This window comes from Gilliamella sp. BG3, from assembly GCF_046635605.1.
Classification (GTDB): domain Bacteria; phylum Pseudomonadota; class Gammaproteobacteria; order Enterobacterales; family Orbaceae; genus Gilliamella; species Gilliamella bombi.
In genome coordinates this window covers 62278-84459 of the sequence record NZ_JBIDFE010000006.1, presented here as the reverse complement: position 1 = coordinate 84459, position 22182 = coordinate 62278, and the positions used below count along the sequence as shown (strand labels likewise).

The 22182-nt window shown below is 34.2% G+C and carries 18 protein-coding genes and 1 tRNA gene; 4 read left to right on the top strand and 15 right to left on the bottom strand.

Annotated elements, in window-relative coordinates; genetic code table 11:
* Positions 1–53: 53 nt before the first annotated feature.
* Both treC and ACGH6S_RS04360 read left to right on the top strand, forming a co-directional pair.
* Positions 54–1727, top strand: coding sequence for an alpha,alpha-phosphotrehalase (gene treC / locus ACGH6S_RS04365; RefSeq protein WP_174799294.1), 1674 nt, complete (start codon positions 54–56; stop codon positions 1725–1727).
* 173 nt (positions 1728–1900) lie between these two features.
* Entirely contained in the window at positions 1901–2449 is a 549-nt protein-coding gene (locus ACGH6S_RS04360; RefSeq protein WP_174799293.1) for a hypothetical protein, read from the top strand.
* A 156-nt stretch (positions 2450–2605) separates the two neighbouring features.
* On the opposite strand, the gene ACGH6S_RS04355 is transcribed toward ACGH6S_RS04360, so the two are convergent.
* The 6 genes from ACGH6S_RS04355 to ACGH6S_RS04330 all read right to left on the bottom strand — a co-directional run bounded on the left by ACGH6S_RS04355 (position 2606) and on the right by ACGH6S_RS04330 (position 9017).
* Positions 2606–3631 carry a DNA polymerase beta superfamily protein gene (locus ACGH6S_RS04355; protein WP_411578410.1) on the bottom strand — a complete coding sequence of 342 codons (1026 nt, stop codon included), beginning with the start codon at positions 3629–3631 and terminating at the stop codon, positions 2606–2608.
* Positions 3632–3646: 15 nt separating this feature from the next.
* On the bottom strand, positions 3647–4402 hold the full coding sequence (locus tag ACGH6S_RS04350; protein WP_411578411.1) for a DNA polymerase beta superfamily protein: 756 nt from the start codon (positions 4400–4402) through the stop codon (positions 3647–3649).
* A gap of 416 nt (positions 4403–4818) precedes the next feature.
* Positions 4819–5544, bottom strand: a complete 726-nt coding sequence (locus tag ACGH6S_RS04345; RefSeq protein ID WP_411578412.1) for a hypothetical protein — start codon at positions 5542–5544, stop codon at positions 4819–4821.
* On the bottom strand, positions 5490–5780 hold the full coding sequence (locus tag ACGH6S_RS04340; protein WP_411578413.1) for a hypothetical protein: 291 nt from the start codon (positions 5778–5780) through the stop codon (positions 5490–5492). Before ACGH6S_RS04340 ends, ACGH6S_RS04345 begins: the two co-directional genes overlap by 55 nt.
* Positions 5781–6025: 245 nt before the next feature.
* On the bottom strand, positions 6026–7633 hold the full coding sequence (locus tag ACGH6S_RS04335) for a hypothetical protein (RefSeq protein WP_411578414.1): 1608 nt from the start codon (positions 7631–7633) through the stop codon (positions 6026–6028).
* Positions 7634–7796: 163 nt separating this feature from the next.
* Positions 7797–9017, bottom strand: coding sequence for an RtcB family protein (locus tag ACGH6S_RS04330; protein WP_174799290.1), 1221 nt, complete (start codon positions 9015–9017; stop codon positions 7797–7799).
* 286 nt (positions 9018–9303) lie between these two features.
* Between ACGH6S_RS04330 and rtcR the strand changes: the two genes are divergently transcribed.
* Positions 9304–10917 carry an RNA repair transcriptional activator RtcR gene (gene rtcR, locus ACGH6S_RS04325; protein ID WP_296317579.1) on the top strand — a complete coding sequence of 538 codons (1614 nt, stop codon included), beginning with the start codon at positions 9304–9306 and terminating at the stop codon, positions 10915–10917.
* A 57-nt stretch (positions 10918–10974) separates the two neighbouring features.
* Here the strand turns inward: rtcR and ACGH6S_RS04320 are convergent, their stop codons facing one another.
* The gene (locus ACGH6S_RS04320) at positions 10975–11739 is read right to left on the bottom strand and encodes a DUF6882 domain-containing protein (RefSeq protein ID WP_411578415.1); all 765 of its coding nucleotides are present in this window, start codon (positions 11737–11739) and stop codon (positions 10975–10977) included.
* 243 nt (positions 11740–11982) lie between these two features.
* Here ACGH6S_RS04320 and ACGH6S_RS04315 point away from each other — a divergent pair, with 243 nt between their 5' ends.
* Positions 11983–13380, top strand: a complete 1398-nt coding sequence (locus ACGH6S_RS04315) for an RtcB family protein (protein WP_296300563.1) — start codon at positions 11983–11985, stop codon at positions 13378–13380.
* 108 nt (positions 13381–13488) lie between these two features.
* Here the strand turns inward: ACGH6S_RS04315 and pdxY are convergent, their stop codons facing one another.
* From pdxY to ACGH6S_RS04275, 8 genes are all read right to left on the bottom strand, one after another.
* Positions 13489–14355 carry a pyridoxal kinase PdxY gene (gene pdxY, locus ACGH6S_RS04310; protein WP_296300564.1) on the bottom strand — a complete coding sequence of 289 codons (867 nt, stop codon included), beginning with the start codon at positions 14353–14355 and terminating at the stop codon, positions 13489–13491.
* A gap of 12 nt (positions 14356–14367) precedes the next feature.
* Positions 14368–15645 carry an MFS transporter gene (locus ACGH6S_RS04305; RefSeq protein WP_174799285.1) on the bottom strand — a complete coding sequence of 426 codons (1278 nt, stop codon included), beginning with the start codon at positions 15643–15645 and terminating at the stop codon, positions 14368–14370.
* A 138-nt stretch (positions 15646–15783) separates the two neighbouring features.
* Positions 15784–16785 carry a peptide ABC transporter ATP-binding protein gene (locus tag ACGH6S_RS04300; protein WP_296300565.1) on the bottom strand — a complete coding sequence of 334 codons (1002 nt, stop codon included), beginning with the start codon at positions 16783–16785 and terminating at the stop codon, positions 15784–15786.
* Positions 16775–17752, bottom strand: a complete 978-nt coding sequence (gene dppD / locus ACGH6S_RS04295; protein WP_296300566.1) for a dipeptide ABC transporter ATP-binding protein — start codon at positions 17750–17752, stop codon at positions 16775–16777. The genes ACGH6S_RS04300 and dppD overlap by 11 nt, the downstream gene beginning before the upstream one ends.
* Before the next feature lie 13 nt (positions 17753–17765).
* Positions 17766–18689 (bottom strand): dipeptide ABC transporter permease DppC, encoded by a 924-nt coding sequence (dppC, locus tag ACGH6S_RS04290; RefSeq protein WP_296300567.1) that lies wholly within the window; start codon positions 18687–18689, stop codon positions 17766–17768.
* A 14-nt stretch (positions 18690–18703) separates the two neighbouring features.
* Entirely contained in the window at positions 18704–19720 is a 1017-nt protein-coding gene (dppB, locus tag ACGH6S_RS04285) for a dipeptide ABC transporter permease DppB (RefSeq protein ID WP_034914661.1), read from the bottom strand.
* A 147-nt stretch (positions 19721–19867) separates the two neighbouring features.
* Entirely contained in the window at positions 19868–21481 is a 1614-nt protein-coding gene (locus ACGH6S_RS04280) for an ABC transporter substrate-binding protein (protein ID WP_065635826.1), read from the bottom strand.
* 615 nt (positions 21482–22096) lie between these two features.
* Positions 22097–22172 (bottom strand) — tRNA-Phe (locus ACGH6S_RS04275).
* Positions 22173–22182: the final 10 nt, after the last annotated feature.

The following is a 22182-nucleotide window of genomic DNA, read 5'->3' as shown; positions in this document are numbered from 1 at the left end:
GTTCTTGTTATTGAGCGGTTAATTTATGAAAAATAAATAATAAAGAGCAAGCAATGAATAAAATCGATATCCCTTGGTGGCAAAATGGTACTATTTACCAGATCTATCCAAAAAGTTTCCAAGCTAGTGGCGCTGGTTCGACGGGTGATTTATTAGGTATTATTAGCCGATTAGACTATCTTGAAAATTTAGGGGTTAGTGCTATTTGGTTAACGCCGATTTATCCATCCCCACAAATTGATAACGGTTATGATGTGTCGGATTATTATGATATAGATCCGAGCTATGGCTCAATGGCTGATTTCGAACTACTGGTTAAACAAGCGCACGAGCGTGGTATTCGCATTATGATGGATATGGTGTTTAATCATACTTCAACACAGCACCCATGGTTTAAATCAGCCTTAGATAAGTCAAGTCCTTATCGCTCATTTTATATTTGGAAAGACGCTAAAGCCGATGGCTCAGAGCCTAACAATTGGCGGTCAAAATTTGGCGGTAAAGCATGGCAATGGCATGAACAATCAAAACAGTATTATTTGCACTTATTTGCTAAACAGCAAGCCGATCTTAATTGGGAAAATCCAACTGTTCGTCAAGAAATCAAAAAAGTATGTCAATTTTGGGCTGATAAAGGCGTTGATGCATTAAGGCTTGATGTGATTAATTTAGTTTCAAAACAGCAAGATTTTCTGGATGATGAAAATGGCGATGGTCGTCGATTTTATACCGATGGTCCAAAAATTCATGAATTTTTACAAGAGATCAGTCGTGATGTTTTTCAACCCAACCAACTTAAAACAGTTGGCGAAATGTCATCCACCACATTAGAAAACTGCCAAAAATATGCTAGCTTAGATGGTAAAGAATTGACCATGACGTTTAACTTTCATCATCTAAAAATCGATTATCCAAACGGTGATAAATGGACGCTGGCTAAACCTGATTTACTTGAACTCAAAAAAATCCTTGGCTATTGGCAAACAGGCATGCAAGATAAGGCTTGGAATGCAATTTTTTGGTGTAATCATGATCAACCTCGTATCGTCTCACGCCTTGGTGATGAAAACCAATATCACAAACAATCTGCCAAAATGTTAGCCATGCTGCTGTATGGTTTACAAGGCACACCTTATCTTTATCAAGGTGAAGAAATCGGTATGACTAATCCTCATTTTACTGATATTTCACAATATAAAGATGTTGAAAGTCTTAACATTTATCAAGAAAAAATAGCTGATGGTATACCTAAAGCGGAAATTTTAGCAATCCTTGCTAGCAAATCCAGAGACAATAGCCGAACACCAATGCAATGGGATAATTCAGCCAATGCTGGCTTTACTAAAGGTAAGCCTTGGATTGAGGTGGCAAACAATTATCCACAAATTAATGTCAAAGCGGCACTTGATGATCCTGATTCGATATTTTATTGCTATCAAACCTTAATTAAATTACGCAAAACATACCCGATTTTTATTTTTGGTGATTATCAAGATTTAACGCCAGATATTGCTGATTATTGGTGCTATATCAGACGGTGGCATAATCAAAAATTACTAGTGATAGTAAATCTGACCGATAAAACACTGACATGGTCATTACCTAATTCGTTACAACTCTTGAATTGGCAACGATTATTTAGCAATTATCAAGATAACCATCGGCTAGGTTCTGAAATAAGATTAAGACCTTATGAAGCCATATATTGGTTGCAACAGGCGGATTAAGCAAGCGATATGGGCAATCTATAAAAAGATTGTCCATTTTAATGTACGATAATTGTCCCATTTTAAAGCCAACCAGTTGATCGATTTAATTAAAATATCTTTTAAAAAATAGCCTAAAAGTTATAATATTTTGCTTAAAAAATGGGTAAATAAAAAATTAAAGAGGAATGAGGATGGAAGACAAAACGATTTTATTAATGAATCAGTATTTAGATAGAGATTATAGTGTTTTTCCAATGGCTGAAGATAAAATAGTATTGCAAGATATTCGCAATATTGAAAATAGTTTGGCAATTAAATTTCCTGATGAATATGTTGCTCATTTACTTGGTGAAGATTGTGATGTTATTCCCCATAGAGGCATTTATATTGAAGTAAAAGAGGAGATTTGGCGTCGTCCTCAAGCAATGGCCGTGGGACCTTTTTGGACATTTTTATATGGTTTTCATACTTATACAGCCTCTAAATTAAGTGCTGATTGGATGAGGCTTGATTTTATTGGCCATCAATTTATGCAGGAAACAGGGCTTAAAGCAATCCCAATCTTGAAAATTATTAATGATGCTGATATGTATTGTGTTAATGAATTTAGTGATATTGTAAAATTTAATCACGAAATGAATGTTTTGGAACCAACAAATATGGATTTTTGGCAGGTTTTGGAATTTGAATTAAAAGAGCTAAAAGAAAGAAAAGAAACCAAAAAATCTAAATTAAAATAATTTCATACTTAAATTAGAGTATCACAAGGAAGTGAAATAAATTAACATAATGACATGTATTGTAAATAACTAATTGAATTATTTTTATAATTCAATCATGAACTGTTATTGTTTTGCGATATCATTAGTGGTTATATAATAATTCACGCATTTTTACTAACAGTGCAATAGCTTTAAATTAGGTGTTTCTGGCAACATTGAAGTGATTGATGCGGTTTCAATTTTGCTTAACAATGTTTCTGCGATATTCATAATCTCATCATAGCTTAATTGACCATTTTTAATGGCAAGCAGTTCATCACGATTAGCGCATTTATTGGTAATGGTGCCTTTAGTCATTATTTCATGCGCCACTTGCAATAAACGAATAGTATGCATCATATTTTTAGCATCAAAATCATTACCACTTTTAATATTACTTTGATAACGCTGCTCATTTCGCTTTTCAACCCATTGCCAGTAAGCCTTATAATCACGACAATGCGATGAAAAACCATCACGATTAAAACTTAAGTAAGCATTTACTGTGGTGCCTACTTTCACCGACGACAAGCAAAGTTCGGTCGAATCATCATTTTGAATAATGCCATGATAGCCACAATCCCCCGAGGCATCATAAAAAAGTGCATATAAATCTCGACTATGTGGAATATTCACCAAACCACATAAATGTTGCTCAAAACGCTTTTCACTTAACCAATTAGTGAGGGGATAAGCATGCTGCCCTTGAATAATATAACAAAAATCAAGAACCGTTTTACGTTTTACCTCAATGGGATTATTGATTTTTTTATTCAATCCTTTAGCTTTTTTAATTTGTGACATAGCATAGTGAGCAAAGGTTTGTTTAGTTTGTTGGGATAAAAATAGATCAAGGGTTAACTGCTGCATGATTGGATGCTGATAAACAATACAGCTTGGATCCGAGGCTAACACTTCTAAAATATTCGGGTTGTTTTTCAGTAACAGTTCCACAAATCGTCCTAATTCATAATAAACAATATCATTAGTTTCATTATTAATTTGTGGAATATAATCCAATCCATAAAACTTATTTTTAGGTAGATAAAAAACTCCTTTAATATCGGTATCTGATGTTTCAGTAGCCAAACCAAATGCACGGCTACCGCTGATCACTTCAAATAAGATTAAGTTTTGTGCTTTTAAATCGTCGATTGTCATTTAGTTTTCCTTGTCTTATTTTAAGCTCATTAATGTTTGTATAAAAAAATAATCTAACTTATCAGCCTTAAAATGTTGTTCGTCTATAGCCTGTAAACTTTCTTTAATCTCAATCATGGATTGTTCAATAAACAATAAGATTTTTGGATCGATAGTGATAGGTGTTGATTCAGTCATGGTTGCTTTTAAGGCAATAATATCATTGATTTGTTGGCTTAAATCATCAGGTAATAGTGTCAATAATGGCGTAATGGCCATGGGGGCGATTTGCTGTTTTTCTAAACACCATTTGGCACTTAATAAAGGTCTTAATACATAAAACAGTTTTTTGATACCGATCTGCTGCCCTTCACTGTTTTGTAAGGCGCTTTTAGCAATCCCTAAATAGTGATGAATATTGCCACGAGCATTAAAAAAATCAGCACAAAGTTGCCATAATTGGTTAGCAATTGGTGCATTTTGTTGATAAATAATGGGTGATTGCAACCATTCAAACGGGGTAGTATTTGATTTGCGGATCAATTGTAAAGTTTTTTTTAAATCCCAACCATGCAAATCCAGCTCATCATCAATAGGAAAAGTTAAATGTGAAGCAGGGTTATCAATGGCTAAGTATTTCTCAAAACGATGCACATAAATAAAACGCACATCATAATCACTATTCGGCGATGGAAACCCCCACGCCCGACTGCCTGATTCGCAAGCGTAAAGTATATGGATATTATGTTGTTGTGCTAATTCTGCTAACTTTTGTTTTATGCGGTTTTGCATTGCAACTATTCCTTTAGGTTATTTATTTTACTTTATATCTGAATTTTTAACGCATTTAAAGTCTTTTGCATATTACCATTAACAAATCATTGAGCATGATGATTTATGATTGAAACGGTATAGAATCCTGAATATTTTTTACAAATAATATAACAAAGTCTAACTTTAACCCATTTTCAAAATTAAATTCTTTGACATGTACCATTTCCCTTTTTAGATAATTTAATAAAATGGCATCGTGTATTAAATATGAGCAGAATATCTGAATATAGGATTTAACGGGTAATTTTAGATATTTAATTAAAATTCAAAAATATAATTAAATTTACCCTTTCTAATCTTCAAGATGCGAATGTCTAAGAATCAGGCTAGATGCAATACGGTTGTATATTTTTCAGTATATTATCATACTGTAATTATTTTCGGTTTAGCAAAAATTCTTTTTGATTATTAATTATGCGGTTAAAATTACTTTTAAATCCAAACATTATTTGAAATAAAGAATGATTAAAAAATATCACTTTGCCTGATGAAAAGTCATTTTGTTTTTTATATAAAGAAATCACATTAGGCGTTTCAGGAGGAAAACTATTATAAACTTCATAATGAATAAAACTGTGTTTGATTGAGTTAAAAAGGTTATTAATCATTTTTAAAAAACCACTACTATCTTGCTGATAATTAATATCATCACCTAGAATAATTTTTTTACAAAGAGGATAATTTGTAACTTTTTTAGGGGAAAATAAATCACCTATACAATCTACTTTTATTTGGCTATCTTTTATAAAAATACTCTTATAGCAAGTAATGTATGTCAATTGAACCAGTTCATCAAATAAACTTCTTATTGAAAGAATTAAACTTTCTGTTTTTAACCTATACATAATGGCTGGATTACGATTTTGCGGAAAAATCATTCCAATATTCTGAATGTTTTTAACATATTTTTCATGAAAATCTATAACTTCAATAAATTCATTTTGAATATGTAAATATCTATAGGTAAGTATTAATGATTGTAATTGAGGATTTGTAAAATTTTCTATCTTTTCATATTGTGGCATTTTATGAAAATCGAAAGTATCTATTGTGAAATATGGTGGTAGATTTTCTTGATAAATATAGTTTTCTTCCGACATATTGCTAGCTCTATTTTTTTAAAGACGTCTTTTTTTGCTGTCCATTGCTCGTTTTCAAAAACATATATAAAACCTGAAGGAAGTTCTCCATCGGGTACAGGGATATCTGTCGAATTAGCGGGAAGCCCTATACCTGCTGGCTGATAACAATTTTCTTCATGATGGGTAAAATATTTATCTTTTTCATCATAATGATAAATAGTTACATACCTTTCATGATCGTAAAATTTACACATAAATATCTCCTTTAGTTAATATACCATTCTTTTTATGGGTTATATAAATTATGGTTTTTGTCAACCTATTTGGCTCTGTTTTAGCTATTATGTAAAGCTAATAGTATTTTCTATCTTTATTTAATGTCTTCATCTGATTCAATTGTACTAGTAGTTGTATAGCTGGCTTTATCATATTTTAAACGGTTTAATATCGAGGATTGCTCCTCGATATTTTTATGTTTGTCTGCAAGTAAATAGAATATTTAATTATTGTGCGAAGCAAGTAGCGTTACTAACCTTTTTTTAATTTCATCATTAGGTTCATTTGCAATAAGTTCTTGCAGGGCAAGCGTTATTTTATCTGTCCAACATTGTCGATCCCAAGCTTCAATGGCATTTAATGCCATGTTTCGGTTGCGTATTACTGGGCTGTTTAGACCAATTAATATAAGATCTTCACCCATACCCGGAAATCGATTGAGCTCTTGTAAAATAGCATCCAATGCACGGTGTGCTTTATATTTGATGCCAAATGCAGATTCTAGCGCTGGCCCAGTTGCGATTTTTGTAAAGTCATATTGTTGCCTAGCTAACTGTATAACTTGTTGTACTCTTTGTATATTATCGGTTTTCATTAAATAATACCACTGTTCACCCTGATGATTTTTTTGATATGCAAAACGTGCATCCCATGCATCAAATCCAAATTGTGTGTAAAGATCAGCAGCTAGGTAAAATTTACTGCTATCATCAGTCATTAAATCATTTTCAATTAATGCTAACCATTTATCTTGATGGATAAACTTATTTGCTTTTTCAATAATTGCATTTTTTATTTTTTCATTCCAATTAGGATAGCTTTCATTAAGCTGGCTGCTAACAAAATCATGTATAGTCAGTACTGTCCGTAAAGGGGGGAGTTCAGCTAATGAGGGTAGTTTTAGTAAATGTTTTAAATAATTTAAACAAACAATAGCACCTTCTTCATAACAATGCATATCTTCGGCTGGTCCGCCCATGATGAGTGCCTCTAAAATTTCACCCGCAGATTCTAATAAAGGTAAATCAACATAATCTTGTTCTAAAACCTGATTTAATTCACCTGTGGTTGCGCAAGTATAAGCAAGATATTCGTTCATAACGCTATTTTGATAACCCGCTCTTAATAACCAATCTTTAGTTGTTGATGATAATTGATATTCGGCTAATCGTTCAACAATATGGATCCTACCCCAACCATCCACTTTTTTAGCTAAAGTAACTAAGGCATTTTCGACTTGTTCGGGTGATGATAAGGTGTTTTGTAATGCAACTGCTGAATATAAGGTAAACTCTTCATGCATGCCTAATAATAAAAATAAGTCAGTTTGTTCGGTAGTAAAACATCCTAATACAGCAATACTAAACTTAATGATTTCACGATCAGGGCTATTTGTTGCTAACCAATAGGTAAATTCATATAACTTATCAAAATCAATGTCAATTTTTGGTATTGCATCACTTAAATCATCAATAAAACTTAAAGTACCTTCCGTATTTATTAAGGTGTAAAGTTTTTCGATATCGTGTTTATTGGGTTGTGTTGATATTGTGGTTAGCAACGTTAAAATTTCTTCAACACATGTGTGTTCAGATGATGCGCCATGATGATTGCTAACCCCATCCATTGCCCCTGCTGCCCATTTTAATTTTGTATCATCAGATGATTCATCAGGAAGTGTTTGGGCTATTTCAGGCAGTTTTTCTGCATGTTGATAAGGCAGTAAAAATTGATAAATACTGATTTTATTGTTATCCCATACCATTGGAAATGGTTGAGTCGTCGCCATATTTGAGGGTTCTGTCGTTGAATTTTGAGTAGTTTCTTTCATCGTTAATCCTTTAAATATTTTATTGTTAGAATGATTAATTAGTTATTTAAATCAAATTGAATAATCGCGATAGTTATGCATTATTTTTAGATTGTAATTGATATAATTAAAGTTGTTTATATTTTTATTTCCACCAATATTGAGGATTGCTCCTCAATATTTTTTACCCTTTTACACATACGACTTGCCGTAATTGATGGACAATTTCGACCAGTTCATTTTGGGCTGTCATTACTGCATCAATATCTTTGTATGCCATTGGGATTTCATCAATCACGTTGGCATCTTTTCGGCATTCAACGTGTGCTGTTGCTTTAATTTGGTCTTCAATGGTAAATTTCTTTTTGGCTTCTGTTCGGCTCATAACTCGCCCTGCACCATGTGAGCATGAACAGAAACTTTCTTCATTACCAAGTCCTCGCACAATATAGCTTTTTGCACCCATTGAGCCTGGAATAATCCCTAGCTCACCTTTTCGAGCAGACACCGCACCTTTACGCGTAATGAAAATTTCTTCACCAAAATGTTGCTCTTTTTGTACATAGTTATGGTGACAATTTACCGCCGACATGTGGGTGGTAAATGGTTTAGTAATGACTTTACGCATTGCTAAAATAACATTATTCATCATTGCTTCACGGTTGAGTCTTGCAAATTCTTGCGCCCAATGCACAGCATCAACATAATCTTGAAAGTGTTCAGTGCCTTCTTGTAAATAAGCTAAATCTTTATCAGGTAGATTTTTGATATGGGCTTCCATATCTTTTTTAGCCATTTCTATAAAAAAGCTACCAATAGCATTACCTACACCACGTGATCCACTATGCAGCATTATCCAAACTCGATCGGCTTCGTCCAAACAAATTTCGATAAAATGGTTGCCAGTGCCGAGTGTTCCTAAATGTCGGTAGTTATTAGTATTTAAAAAACGTGGGTATTTTTCAGTTAATTTTTCAAAACCGGGTAATAGCTGTTGCCAATAACTATCGATTAGTGATGGTGGATTTTGCCAGCTACCAATATCTTGTCGACGGTTATGAGGCGATCGACCATGTGGTACCGCTTTTTCAATTTCATGCCGTAACGGTAATAAATTATCGGGCAAATCACTCGCTATTAAAGACGTTTGCACAGCAATCATGCCACAGCCAATATCCACTCCTACAGTTGCAGGTATAATTGCGCCTATGGTTGGGATAACACTACCGATAGTCGATCCTTTACCTACGTGTACATCAGGCATTACGGCGATATGTTTAAAAATAAACGGTAATTGTGCCGTTTTGGTTAATTGTGTTTTGGCTTCTTCTTCAACAGGAACGCCTTTTGTCCACATTTTTATTGGTTTTGCGTTATCTGTTTGTAATAAGTTATATTGACTCATTTTTAATTCCATCTAAATTTTATGTAACGTTAAGTTACTAAGTTTACAAGTTCAGTTTTATTTTGGGATGTTATCCCTTTTCTCTTGGGCGATAAAACCTTTTTTCTTATTCATTATTATAATTTGCTAAAAGTGTGCCAAAAATTAAAAAAAGATAAAAACAATTAATATCAATTTGATTTAAAACAAAAAAATAAATTTAAAACAGATCAATCTAAAAATTAGATAGATTTAAATAAGTTTGTTTTTTATAATTTTATCTATTAATTTATAAATTTTTATAAAAATGAAAAAGAATGTAGTGTTTGGTTTTTTAGGAAATGTATTGGATCAACGTGGTAAAGGTAAACGACGATGGTTGCAATGGCGACCGACTATCGATTTATGTCATCAATCTGATCTACCATTAACTCGATTTGAATTACTCTATTATCAAAACGATTATCATCTGCTTTGCGAAGTTGTTAAAGATATTAAAATTTTATCACCACAAACCGAAGTAAGGCCAATCGCAGTAAATATAGATGATCCATGGGATTTTGAACAAGTTTATACCTGCCTTTTTGATATTTCGAAAAACTACTCATTTAATTCAGAACAAGAAGAGTATTATTTGCATATCACAACAGGTACGCATGTCGCACAGATTTGTTGGTTTTTACTAGCAGAATCGCGCTATTATCCAGCTAAATTATTACAAATGTCTCCACCATCCAAAAAGGAGATAATAGAAAAAAATTATAACTTAGAGGAAGCAGATCTTATTGCGCAAGTACCTTACGGTAATATGAATATCATCGATTTGAATTTGCATCGTTATGATAAAATCTTAACCCGTTTTCAACAATATGCCATTCAAGCAACAGATCTGTTAAAGTCAGGTATCGCTACTCGTAACCAACAATTTAATCAATTAATTGCTGAAATAGAACAGGTTGCTAGCCGATCGCATGCCCCTATTTTATTGTGTGGGCCAACTGGTGCAGGTAAATCATTTTTAGCTAAACAAATTTATTTGCTAAAACACACTAATCATCAAATTAACGGTCAATTTGTCGAAATTAACTGCGCCACCTTACGAGGTGATAGTGCAATGTCAACCTTATTTGGCCATGTGAAAGGAGCATTTACGGGTGCAAATCTCGCTCGTACCGGTTTACTTAAAAATGCTGATGGGGGATTATTATTTTTAGATGAAATTGGTGAACTTGGGCTTGATGAACAAGCAATGTTATTAAAAGCGATCGAAGAGAAACAATTTTATCCATTTGGTAGTGATAAACCGATTCAGAGTGATTTTCAATTAATTGCTGGGACTAATAAAGATCTTAAATTGGCGATTGAGAATGGTGAATTTCGTGAAGATCTGTTTGCCAGAATCAATTTGTGGAGTTATCAACTGCCGAGTTTAGCCGAACGAAAAGAAGATATCGAACCGAATATTGATTATGAATTGGCGCGTTATGCTAAAGAATACGGCATTATGCCACGTTTCAATCAACAATCAAGACGTGCTTATTTAGCTTTTGCTACCTCTCAGGAAGCCTTATGGCAGGGTAACTTTCGTGAATTAAATAGCTCGATTATTCGAATGGCAACGTTAGCACCACAAGCTAATATTACGTTGGAACAAGTAGAAAAAGAGATTCTACGCTTAAAACAAAACTGGGGGAAACACAAATCAGATGACTCTTTAATTCCATTAGAAATAGATGAATTTGATCGCTTCCAATTGGAAAAGGTGATTGAAATCTGCCAAAAAAGTAGCTGTTTATCTGAAGCTGGCAGAAAATTGTTCGCTGTGTCTCGCATAAAAAAACAACGTAGCAATGATGCTGATCGATTAAAAAAATATTTGGCAAAGTTTGGTTTAAGTTGGGATATGGTTAATAAAGCTTAATTAATGTATTGGTAAAATCTATTCCATAAATGAAAAGATTTTTACTGACAACTGTATTTATACATTTAAACTAATTAAACGAGATTGTTCATCAAATTTAGCAACTACTCTTTGCTCACCTTTTATTGCAACAAGCTCTGTTTGAGCTGTCAAATCGCTTTGTTTGACTTGATAATCTTTAGCAATTAGATAGTACTTAAGTGCCTGGTAATGATCCACATCAAAGTTTGAAATAAATTGAGAAAATATTTCAAAAATTTGGGTTTGATTATTTTTCTGCTCATGGTTATCACTTTCAAATGAAGAACTCCCAAACAGATTTGTTATAAATTTTGGAAAAATTTTAGAGATTTTATTCTGGTTATTATTTTTTGAGTTAATATGATCTTTTTTTATGGTTACCAATGCTATTCCTTGCCCAAAATCAGCCAGATAATATCCATCGGTATTAAACATTCCTGTAGCAATTACCCCTATTTTGTATAAATCTTTTTGTGTAGTGTCAAATTGAGCAGAAGTGAATAAATTAATATCATTTTCTTCACCATAGCTTTTTAAACTCAACGCTTGTTCAATAACCGATGTGGGTAACTGCGATGCTTCGTTATTCCAAGACCAAAGCCATGTTTCAGAAGATAAAGAAAAAGTACCTAATAATTGAATAGAAAAGGTTATATTATCACCAAAATAGATAACACCTTGATTGATATCTATTTGCCAATTGCTATCGCCAATTATTTCATAAAAATTGAGCTGTTTTTCAAATCCATAACAACCAAAGTGCTCTAACAATTCTTTTTCTGATTTGCATGGTGTTAGCATAACTTTTTGTATCCCCATACCCATAATAATTCTTTATTTTCTCTTTTAAATTTTATGTTTTGATTTAATACTGATATGTAATCCATAATATTAATATATGGTTTATCAAATCTCAATATCTTTACAGATAAAGATTTTTTGTATAGAATGTGCCCGCTTTCCTGAATAGTGCTGCTGCAGGAAAACAGTAATTATCTTCTCAATATGAGGAGACACTATTTTATTGTTTTCTAGGTGGCTATTATGTCTACATTTACCCGTTTACAAAAACGTTTGTCCCGCCTTGGGATTGAAAGTCATTTTAATAATGATATTTATACTTTTAATAAAGAAAATACTACTGCTCAGGTATTATTGCCTAATCCTTTACCATTAGAGGAAAAAGCCGTAGAACAACTATTAAATTTTGCTTCAGTTAAAATACCTAATAGTTTAGGTAAAGTTTGTACTGCGCGTGCAACACCCGATTTTCATCCGGGTACTATTGCACCAGTAGGTAGTATTGTCGCTACCACGCAGAATTTTATTATTCCAGCTGCAATTGGCACTGATATTAATTGTGGTATGCGGCTTTTTACAACGGGCTTAAGTTATGAGCAAGTGTGTAAACAAAAGTCTTCAATTATTGCGCAATTAAAACGCGTATTATTGCAAGATGAACGTGATGTTCCTGTTACGCCGCAATCTTTTCAAGCATTATTTGATCAAGATATTTCGGCATGGTTATCTGAATTACCTCAGCATGGGCTATGGAATTCGGTTAATTATGAACGGTTACGGGCAGAGCTTGATAAAATATCTGGTAATCATTTAATTGTGGCAGATAGTAAATATGCACCTGAAGCCTTTTTTGAAAAGCGAGATATTATCCGTCCTGCTAGCTTAGGTACTGTTGGTTCTGGTAACCATTTTGTTGAGTTACAAATTGTTGATGAGATAATGGATCGTCATTTAGCTTATCAATTAGGTCTTCAAAAAAATAGTATTGTTGTTATGATCCATACTGGATCACGTGATGTTGGATTTTATATTGGTCAACGTTGGCAAGATAGAGCAAAAGCCCTATGGCCAGCTAATGAAAAACAGCCTAAATCAGGATTGTTTGGCTTGACTGATAATGACGCTAAAGCTTATTTACAAGCAATGGGCGTTGCTGCTCGATATGCTTGGATAAATCGTATTGTCATCACCGAGTTAATACGTAAATCGTTATCAACGATCTTTCATCAAGATGATAGTCAATTAGTGGTTGATATTTCTCATAATATTATTTTACCAGAGCAAGGCATGAATATTCATCGTAAAGGTGCTACGCCTGCATATACAGGTCAAATAACATTAATTCCTGGGTCGATGGGTGATCACTCTTATGTAGCAGTTGGTAAAGGTAATGAAGAGTGGTTATGGTCTTGTTCACATGGTGCAGGAAGAGCAGAAAGAAGGCAAAACATGCGTAATAAAAAGGTAGAGTTTGAAAAGACTACCTTACCATGGCAATGCATTACTCTCAAAGAAGAGCGGCTACGCGAAGAAGCGCCTATAGCATACAAACCAATTACACCAGTAATTGAGGCGCAACAAAAAGCCGATTTGATTCAAACCATAGTTAAACTTAAACCTTGGATTACGTTTAAAGTATAATTAGGAAAATATTTTGTGCTAGAATTTATTATTTAATCAAAATATTAATATAAAATTTTAGCACAAAATACTTATTGTTTAGAAGAATAACATAGAAATGATATTCTTTTATAACATCAACTCCATCCCCCGATACCGTAAATCTGGTTTTTTAATCCACGCTTGAGCATCAATAATTGCCAATTCTCGAGCCTCTTTTTGTTTGGTGATCTCTAGCACGTGATTAGCGGCATTGGCGGCTAATTCAAATGCCATTAATTGGGATTGTCCATTAATTAGATGCGCTGTAAACAAGCTACAAATTAAATCACCCACACCTAATGGACGATGTGGAAAGTCATATAGTGGGCGGGCAAGATGATAGTTTTGGGTTGGCGTTGCTAACATCATTTCAAATAGGTCGGTTGTTTTGCCAGCGTGCACCAAATTTTTTACTAATATAGCTTTAATGGACTGTTTTTGTAGTTTTTTTATTGCATTTAGTACATCGTTAAATGTTTTAATTTCGATATCAGAAAGTATTTGTAATTCTAATAAATTTGGTGTGATATAGTCGGCTTGTTTAACCGCTTGTTTAGTGAAGAAATCAATAATACCTTGTGGCAGTGAACTACCTTTATTGATATCGCCACCCATAACAGGATCACAAACATAGATAGCATTAGGGTTATAGTATTTAATTTTGTTGACTGCTTCTAGGATTTCTTCGCCTTGTTCAGCAAGACCAATATAGCCCGAAATAATGGCGTCAATAGACTTTAAGATCCCAATTTTTTCTAGACTATTAACTATTCGTGTAATTTGTTTAGCACCAAGCACTATGCCATCATAATGAGGATAAACCGTATTACTGGATAATTGCACGGTATGGATCGGCATAACTTCAACGCCTTGTAGCTGCATGGCTAATGTCGATACCTTGTTACCGGCATAACCATAAACAACATTTGATTGAATTGATAATACTGTTTTCATATGTTTGCCTTATTATTCGTCATAGTAATGATAGCGGTTTAGGAGATAGATACAGATGATAGATATCAATGCTAAACAACAATAAAACAAGGCTAATGGTATCCAAAAAGCTTTGTAAGTATAAATAATATATGCCCCTATCATCGGAATTAGGCTACCAAAAATGGCAGCGCAACCTTGATAGCTGATAGATAATCCTGTGTAACGTATTCTGGTAGGAAAAACTCGACTTAAATAGCCCGCTATTACGCCATAAAAGCCACTGTAGCAAATTACGTTGAGCGAAATACCAATAATAAAGCTATTTTTTGTGCCTAGCTGAATGATTGGGAATAATAAAAATACCGATCCCATTGCTAAGATTGCCGAACAAATTAAAAATCGTGTTGCCGAGTATTTTTCTGAAAAATAGGCAATAAAAGGTTGCACAACAAAATGCACAATTGCAATCCAAAATAGAGCATCAACAATTATCTTGTCTTCAATACCTAGTGCAATAGTGGTATAGCCAATCATTAATGTATTAGAAAATATTCCACTAAATGACAATACATTAGCGCCAATGCTTAAAATTAATAGCGGTGTTGATTTTTTTAAAACTTCAATAATCGGTATTGAGTCTTGCTTTAAGTTTGCTTGCTTTTTGCATGATTCGATAAAGACAGGTGACTCGGTTAAGGTGACTCTAGCAATAATGCCAATAATTAATAAAATAGAACTGGCTAAAAATGGAATACGCCAGTAGCCACTATTAATAAGCTCAGCTATAGGTGAACGGATAATATAAGAAAAGACCAATAATGCTAAAATATTTCCTGCTGGGCTTCCCCACTGTGCAAAGGAAGAAAAGAAGTTTTTCAACCCTTTTGGGGCATGTTCATTGGTCATAAGCACTGCACCGCCCCATTCACCACCAACCGCAATCCCTTGTAATATGCGTAATGTAACTAATAAAATTGGTGATAAAATGCCTGCTTGTTGATAAGAGGGTAATAAACCAACACAGGTGGTGGCACACCCCATTAAAACCAACGTAGTAATTAACGATTTTTTACGCCCCAAACGATCACCAATATGACCAAATAGTAACGCTCCTAAAGGACGTGATAAAAATCCCACGGCAAAGGTGGCAAAAGATCCTAAGATTTGCACAAATTGATTATCATCAGGAAAAAAAAGCTGACCAAATATTAATACTGATGCCAAGGCATAGATATAAAAATCATACCATTCAATGGTCGTACCAATAAAAGCGGCAAAAGCGACTTTTTTAGCTGATGAATTGGACATAAGTAATCTTAGGGCTATCGCGGTTGTAAGTTAATAATGAGTACGAAACTAGCACAAAACTATTAATATGACAATTTGTTATGTTCTAAGAAAAGAAAAATGCAATGGATAGATTTAGTATCTAATTTAGTGACAGAATTAACTGTCACCTTTATTATTGTCCTCTATACAGAAACACGCAATTTTATGTTCATTATAATTAATAAGCTGTGGTTGTTCTGTTGTACAACGTGAAAATGCTAAACGGCATCGAGCATTAAACGCACAACCCATAGGTGGATTTAGCGGACTTGGTAATTCACCTTCTAATTTAATTCTATCTCGTCTAAGATCAGGGTTTAATCTTGGGGTTGCTGATAATAGTGCCTGAGTATATGGATGTTTAGGGTTACGATAGATTTCATCTTTTCGTCCTTGTTCAACGCAACGACCCAAATACATTACCATTACGTCATCAGCAATGTGTTCAACGACGGAAAGGTCATGAGAAATAAAAATATAAGATAAACCTAGGTCTTGCTGTAGATCCATCATCAAATTTAGCACTTGTGCTCGTACAGAAACGTCTAATGCTGAAACAGGTTCATCAGCAACTACTATTTCGGGATCAAGCATTAAACCTCTTGCGATAGCAATGCGTTGACGTTGTCCTCCTGAAAACATATGGGGATAACGGTTATAAAACTCTTCTTTTAATCCAACTTTTTGCATCATTGATAGTACTTTTGCTTTACGATCATTTGCTGTTAGATCAGTATTAATAATTAGAGGCTCTTCTAATATGGAACCGATTTTTTTGCGGGGGTTCAATGATGAGTATGGATTCTGGAAAACGATTTGAATCTTTTGGCGACGCAATTTTTGAGCTTGTTGATCATTATCCAATAAATTCTGATTTTTAAAATAAATTTCTCCAGATGTGGGTTTTTCAATCATTGTTAGTAATCTTGCTAATGAGGATTTACCACAACCTGATTCACCGACAACCGCAAGTGTTTTAGCTTTGTCTAATGTAAAAGATACACCGTCAACGGCTTTAACTTGCTTGGTTTCAGAAAAAAGTCCCGTTTTAACATGATAATATTTTGTCAAGTTTCGGGCATCAAGCAGTAATTCATTATTTTCCATGTTATTGTTCATATTGTGGTATCCCTTCGCTTGATAGTGGATAATGACATTTTACTTTTCTAGTTTCACCATAGCTAACTAGTGCTGGTTCTTGGGTATAACAATGTTCAGTAGCATAAGGACAACGAGGGTTGAGTAAGCAGCCTGTTGGTCGATCATATTTTCCTGGTACAACGCCTGATAATGATGCTAATCGCTCTTTGTCTTGAGTGAACTCAGGTAGTGATCGTAATAGTGCCTGTGTGTAAGGGTGTAATGGTTTTTTAAAGATAATTTCAGCATCGCCTATTTCAACCACCTGTCCAGCATACATTACAATAATTTTTTGTGCAGCCTCAGAAACTAACGCTAAGTCATGAGTAATAAGAATTAATGCCATATTATTTTTGCGTTGCAACTCAAGTAATAACTCAATAATTTGCCCTTGAATTGTGACATCTAGTGCTGTTGTTGGTTCATCAGCAATTAAGAGTTTTGGATTGCATGCAATGGCTATTGCAATCATTACTCGTTGGCTCATTCCGCCAGATAACTGGTGCGGATAAACCTTTAATCGATTTTCAGCATCAGGAATTCCTACTAATTTAAGCAATTCAATCGCTCTTGTTTTGAGCTCTTTTTTACTGCCACCTTGGTGGATTTTTAATGTTTCAATGATTTGGTAACCTATGGTAAAACATGGGTTTAAGCTAGTCATCGGATCTTGAAAGATCATTGCCACATCTGCACCTACAATTTTACGGCGCATTTTAGTTGAGATTTGTTGAAGATCTTTGCCATCAAAGTGTAATGCATTTGCATTGACTTTACCGGGAAAATCAATTAATCCCATTATGGCGAGTGAACTCACTGATTTTCCTGAACCTGATTCACCAACAATACCAACAACTTGCCCTTGCTCAACGTCATAACTAATGTGATCTACTGCTTTAAATCCACCAAATTGAACAGATAATTCTTTTACTTCTAATAGTGCCATGACTGTATCTCCATTACTGTTTCAATTTAGGATCAAGTGCATCACGCAAACCGTCTCCCATTAAGTTGAAAGCTAACACTGTCATTAAAATTACTAAGCCAGGAAAGGTAACAACCCACCATGCAGATTGTGCAAATTGCAATACGTCAGCAAGCATTGTTCCCCATTCTGGTGTTGGTGGTTGTGCGCCCATGCCTAAAAAACCTAATGCAGCCATGTCTAAAATTGCGTTCGAAAATCCTAATGAAGCTTGTACAATTAATGGTGCTAAGCAGTTTGGTAGGATGTTGATAAACATTTGTCGTAAGGCTCCCGCCCCAGCAACTCGTGAGGCGATCACATAATCTTTATTAATTTCAGCAATCGTTGCTCCGCGTGTTAAGCGGACATAATGTGGTAATGCAACAAAAGCTAATGCTATTGAAGCGTTAATAATTGATGGACCAAATATCGCAACTAAGACAAGGGCAAGTAGTAAACTCGGTAATGCAAGCATGATATCCACTGCACGCATAATTACATTGTCTAAAAAACCACCTGCATAACCAGCAATTAATCCTAATGTAATCCCTAAAATTAATGAGATAATAACTACTAAGCAACCGACTAATAAGGATAAACGGGCACCATAAATGAGTCTGGATAGGATATCTCGTCCCACATCATCAGTTCCTAAAATAAATTGCCAACTGCCATCTTTCATCCAAACGGGTGGTGTTAGTAATGCATCTCTAAATTGTTCAGAAGGGGAATGTGGTGCAACAAAATTAGCAAAGATAGCGAGTAATGCAACAATAATAATAAAGACCAGTCCAACGACTGCTCCTTTATTTTTTGAAAAATAGAACCAGAACTCACGCATAGGCGTTAATGGTTTAGGTACGACTAAACTGGTGTCTTGCGTATTGGTTGGTTCAGTAATAACCTGTTTATTCATCTGTAAAAACACTCTTATTTATGTCTAATACGTGGGTTAATAACCCCGTACAACATATCAACTAATAAATTCACTAAAATAATTATGACCGCAACAATTAAAACGCCACTTTGTACAACGGGGTAATCTCGACGCTGTAGCGCTTCAATTAACCAACGACCAATTCCTGGCCATGAAAAGACAGTTTCGGTCAATATGGCGCCGGCAAGCATTGTACCAACTTGTAAACCGATAACGGTAACAACAGGGATCATTGCATTACGCAATGCATGAACAAGGACGATTCGCATTCTACTAACGCCTTTAGCTCGTGCGGTTCGAATATAATCTTCACTCAATACTTCTAACATAGAAGAACGAGTCATGCGGACAATTACTGCTAATGGAATAGTTCCCAACACAATTGCAGGTAAAATTAAGTGAGTAACTGCATCGATAAAATCTTCTGTTTCACCCCATAATAAAGTATCTATTAACATAAATCCGGTTAAAGGATTACTTTCATCTAAGAAAAGCATATCACTAACACGACCAGATACTGGGGTTAAATTTAAGTGTACTGAGACTAACATGATTAGCATCATCCCCCACCAAAAAATTGGCATGGAGTAACCTGTTAAAGATAGTCCTATTGCTGTGTGATCAAATATTGAACCACGTTTCACTGCGGCAAGAACACCGATTGGGATTCCAAAACTAACAGCAAACAACATTGCACAAAATCCAAGTTCAAACGTTGCTTTAAATCGGGGTACAAATTCATCCCATACTGGAATTTGGCTTTTAAAAGAGGTTCCTAAATCGCCATGAAGCATGTTTATAATATATTGAAAATATTGTTGATACAGTGGTTTATCTAAACCCAGTTGAGTCATTAATTCAGCATGGCGTTCAGGGGTTAAACCTCGCTCTCCTGCAAGCACCATAATGGGATCACCCGGAATAAGGTGAACAAAAATAAAAGTAAGCAGTGTGATACAAATAAACGTTGGAATAAGTACACCTAACCGCTTTAGAATAAATTGAAACATGTAGTAGCTCTTAAATATTGCTTTTAAACTATCGTTTATAAAATAGATAAAATTTTTATTATTATTAAAAAATAGATTTATAGCTCTAAATTTAGCAAAACCCAACGTAGTGATTAACCACACATTGGTGGTTAATCGTTAGGAATACTATTTTTCAAGCGTAACTTGGTTAAAGTCATGTAATGACAGAGGCGCCATAATATAGCCTTTAACTTCTTTGCGTAATGGCATATAAACCATTGAATGCGCAATCATCAATGCAGGTGCTTGATTATGCATTTCAACTTGTGCTTGTTTATATAGCTCAACTCTTTTTTCGTGATTTGACTCAATACGCGCTTGTTGCAATAAATCATCAAATGGTTTGTAACACCAGCGTGAATAGTTTGAACCTGCTTTAACCGCATCACAGCTCATCAAGACAGAATAAAAGTTATCAGGGTCGCCATTATCTCCAGTCCAGCCCATTAATACAGCATCATGTTCACCATCACGAATACGAGATAGATATTCTCCCCATTCATAACTCACAATTTTAGCTGTTACGCCAATTTTAGCCCAATCCGCTTGAATCATTTCGGCCATACGGCGTGCATTTGGGTTATATGGGCGTTGTACTGGCATTGCCCATAAATTGATAGTAAACCCGTTCTCTAATCCCGCTGATTTTAATAACTCTTTTGCTTGCGCTGGATCATAAGGATAATCTTTCACTTCATCGTTATAACTCCACATTGATGGAGGAATAAAGTTTTTAGCTGGTTCAGCTGCACCTTGAAAAACAGCTTTTATAATCGCATCTTTGTTCACGGCCATATTTAATGCTTGACGAACTTGCAATTTATCAAGTGGCGGCTTATCCATATTGTAGGCTAAATAGCCAATGTTAACGCCAGCCATTTCTTTAACAACAATATTTTTGTCTGATTTCATTCGTTCAACATCGGCTACATTTGGGTATGGCATAGCATGACACTCGCCTTTTTGTAACTTAGCATAACGAATTGCGGCATCTGGTGTAATAGAAAACACTAAGCGATCAAGTTTGGCTTTTGGACCAAAATAATCGGGATTTGCTTTATAAAGAATTCTGGAGTCTTTTTGGTATTGTACAAAAGTAAATGGGCCCGTACCAACAGGAACTAAGTCTAATTTTTCTGGTGTGTTTTTCTTAAGCATAGCATCAGCATATTCAGCTGATAAAATTGATGCAAATGACATTGCTAAATCTGCTAAAAAAGGGGCTTCTGGATGGTTTAATTCAAATACAACAGTATGGTCATCAATCTTTTTAATTTCTTTGATTAAATCTGGGAATCCCATACTTTCAAAGTATTCATATTGTCCACCAGAAACTTTGTTATAAGGATGATTTTTATCTTTTTGTCGCATAAATGTAAAAATAACATCATCAGCATTTAGGTTTCGTGTTGGTTTAAATTCTTTATTGCTATGCCACTTAACATCATCGCGTAAATGAAAAGTATAGGTTAAACCATCTTGGCTGATATCCCAAGATTTGGCTAAAGAAGGTTCAATTTCGGTAGTACCTAATTTAAATTCTACCAAACGATTATAAACAGGAACTGCACTTGCATCCATTGATACACCACTTGTTGCTAATTGTGGATTAAATGTTTCAGGCGAAGCCTCTGAACAATAAACCAATGTTTCAGCAGCATGAAGTTGTGCACTCGCAAGCATTGTTATTAGTCCTGCACTCAATAAGAATTTACGTTTATATTTCCTTAGATTACTCATAAAACCACTCCAATTATTTAATTGTAAACCGATTTTGTAACATTTAAACACAGGTAAGAATGTCGTATTTTTAATATTTTTTAAATATAGATTTAGTAAAACGTTCTAATTTTTATATTAATTAACTTTTATTTGGTTTAAATTCATATTTTTTATTTTTTGCACATATACAGTGCAAAGCGTACTATAATTAAAATTGCGATATAGCATAAAAGTTACAATAAAATTCCATTTTAGATTAAAAATAACTTTTAACAACAATATAACGACAGTTAAGTACTATGTAACAGATAAAATAAGCAAAAATAGTGCCATTTTTAATTTACAAATTCATATTAAAAAAGAACAGGTATATTTTATTTTCGTAGTTCTTAATTTATATCTAGTTCTAGATTTATTATATAACTTATCACTTACTAATTGATTTTTATAGAATGTATTATAGTTAGTGTAAGTAAAATAATCATTAAATTAATGATGTAAAATTAACTTATTACTGGATTTAGCTTAATTTTAGTTGAACACTGTTGAGTAGTGAAACAAGGTGAAAGGCTTATTTGAAAAGGCTTTAGGCATAAAAAAACCTGTTAGAAGCAGGTCTTAGAATTTGGTGATTGGTGCCCGGACGCGGAATCGAACCACGGACACGGGGATTTTCAATCCCCTGCTCTACCGACTGAGCTATCCGGGCAACAATGGAT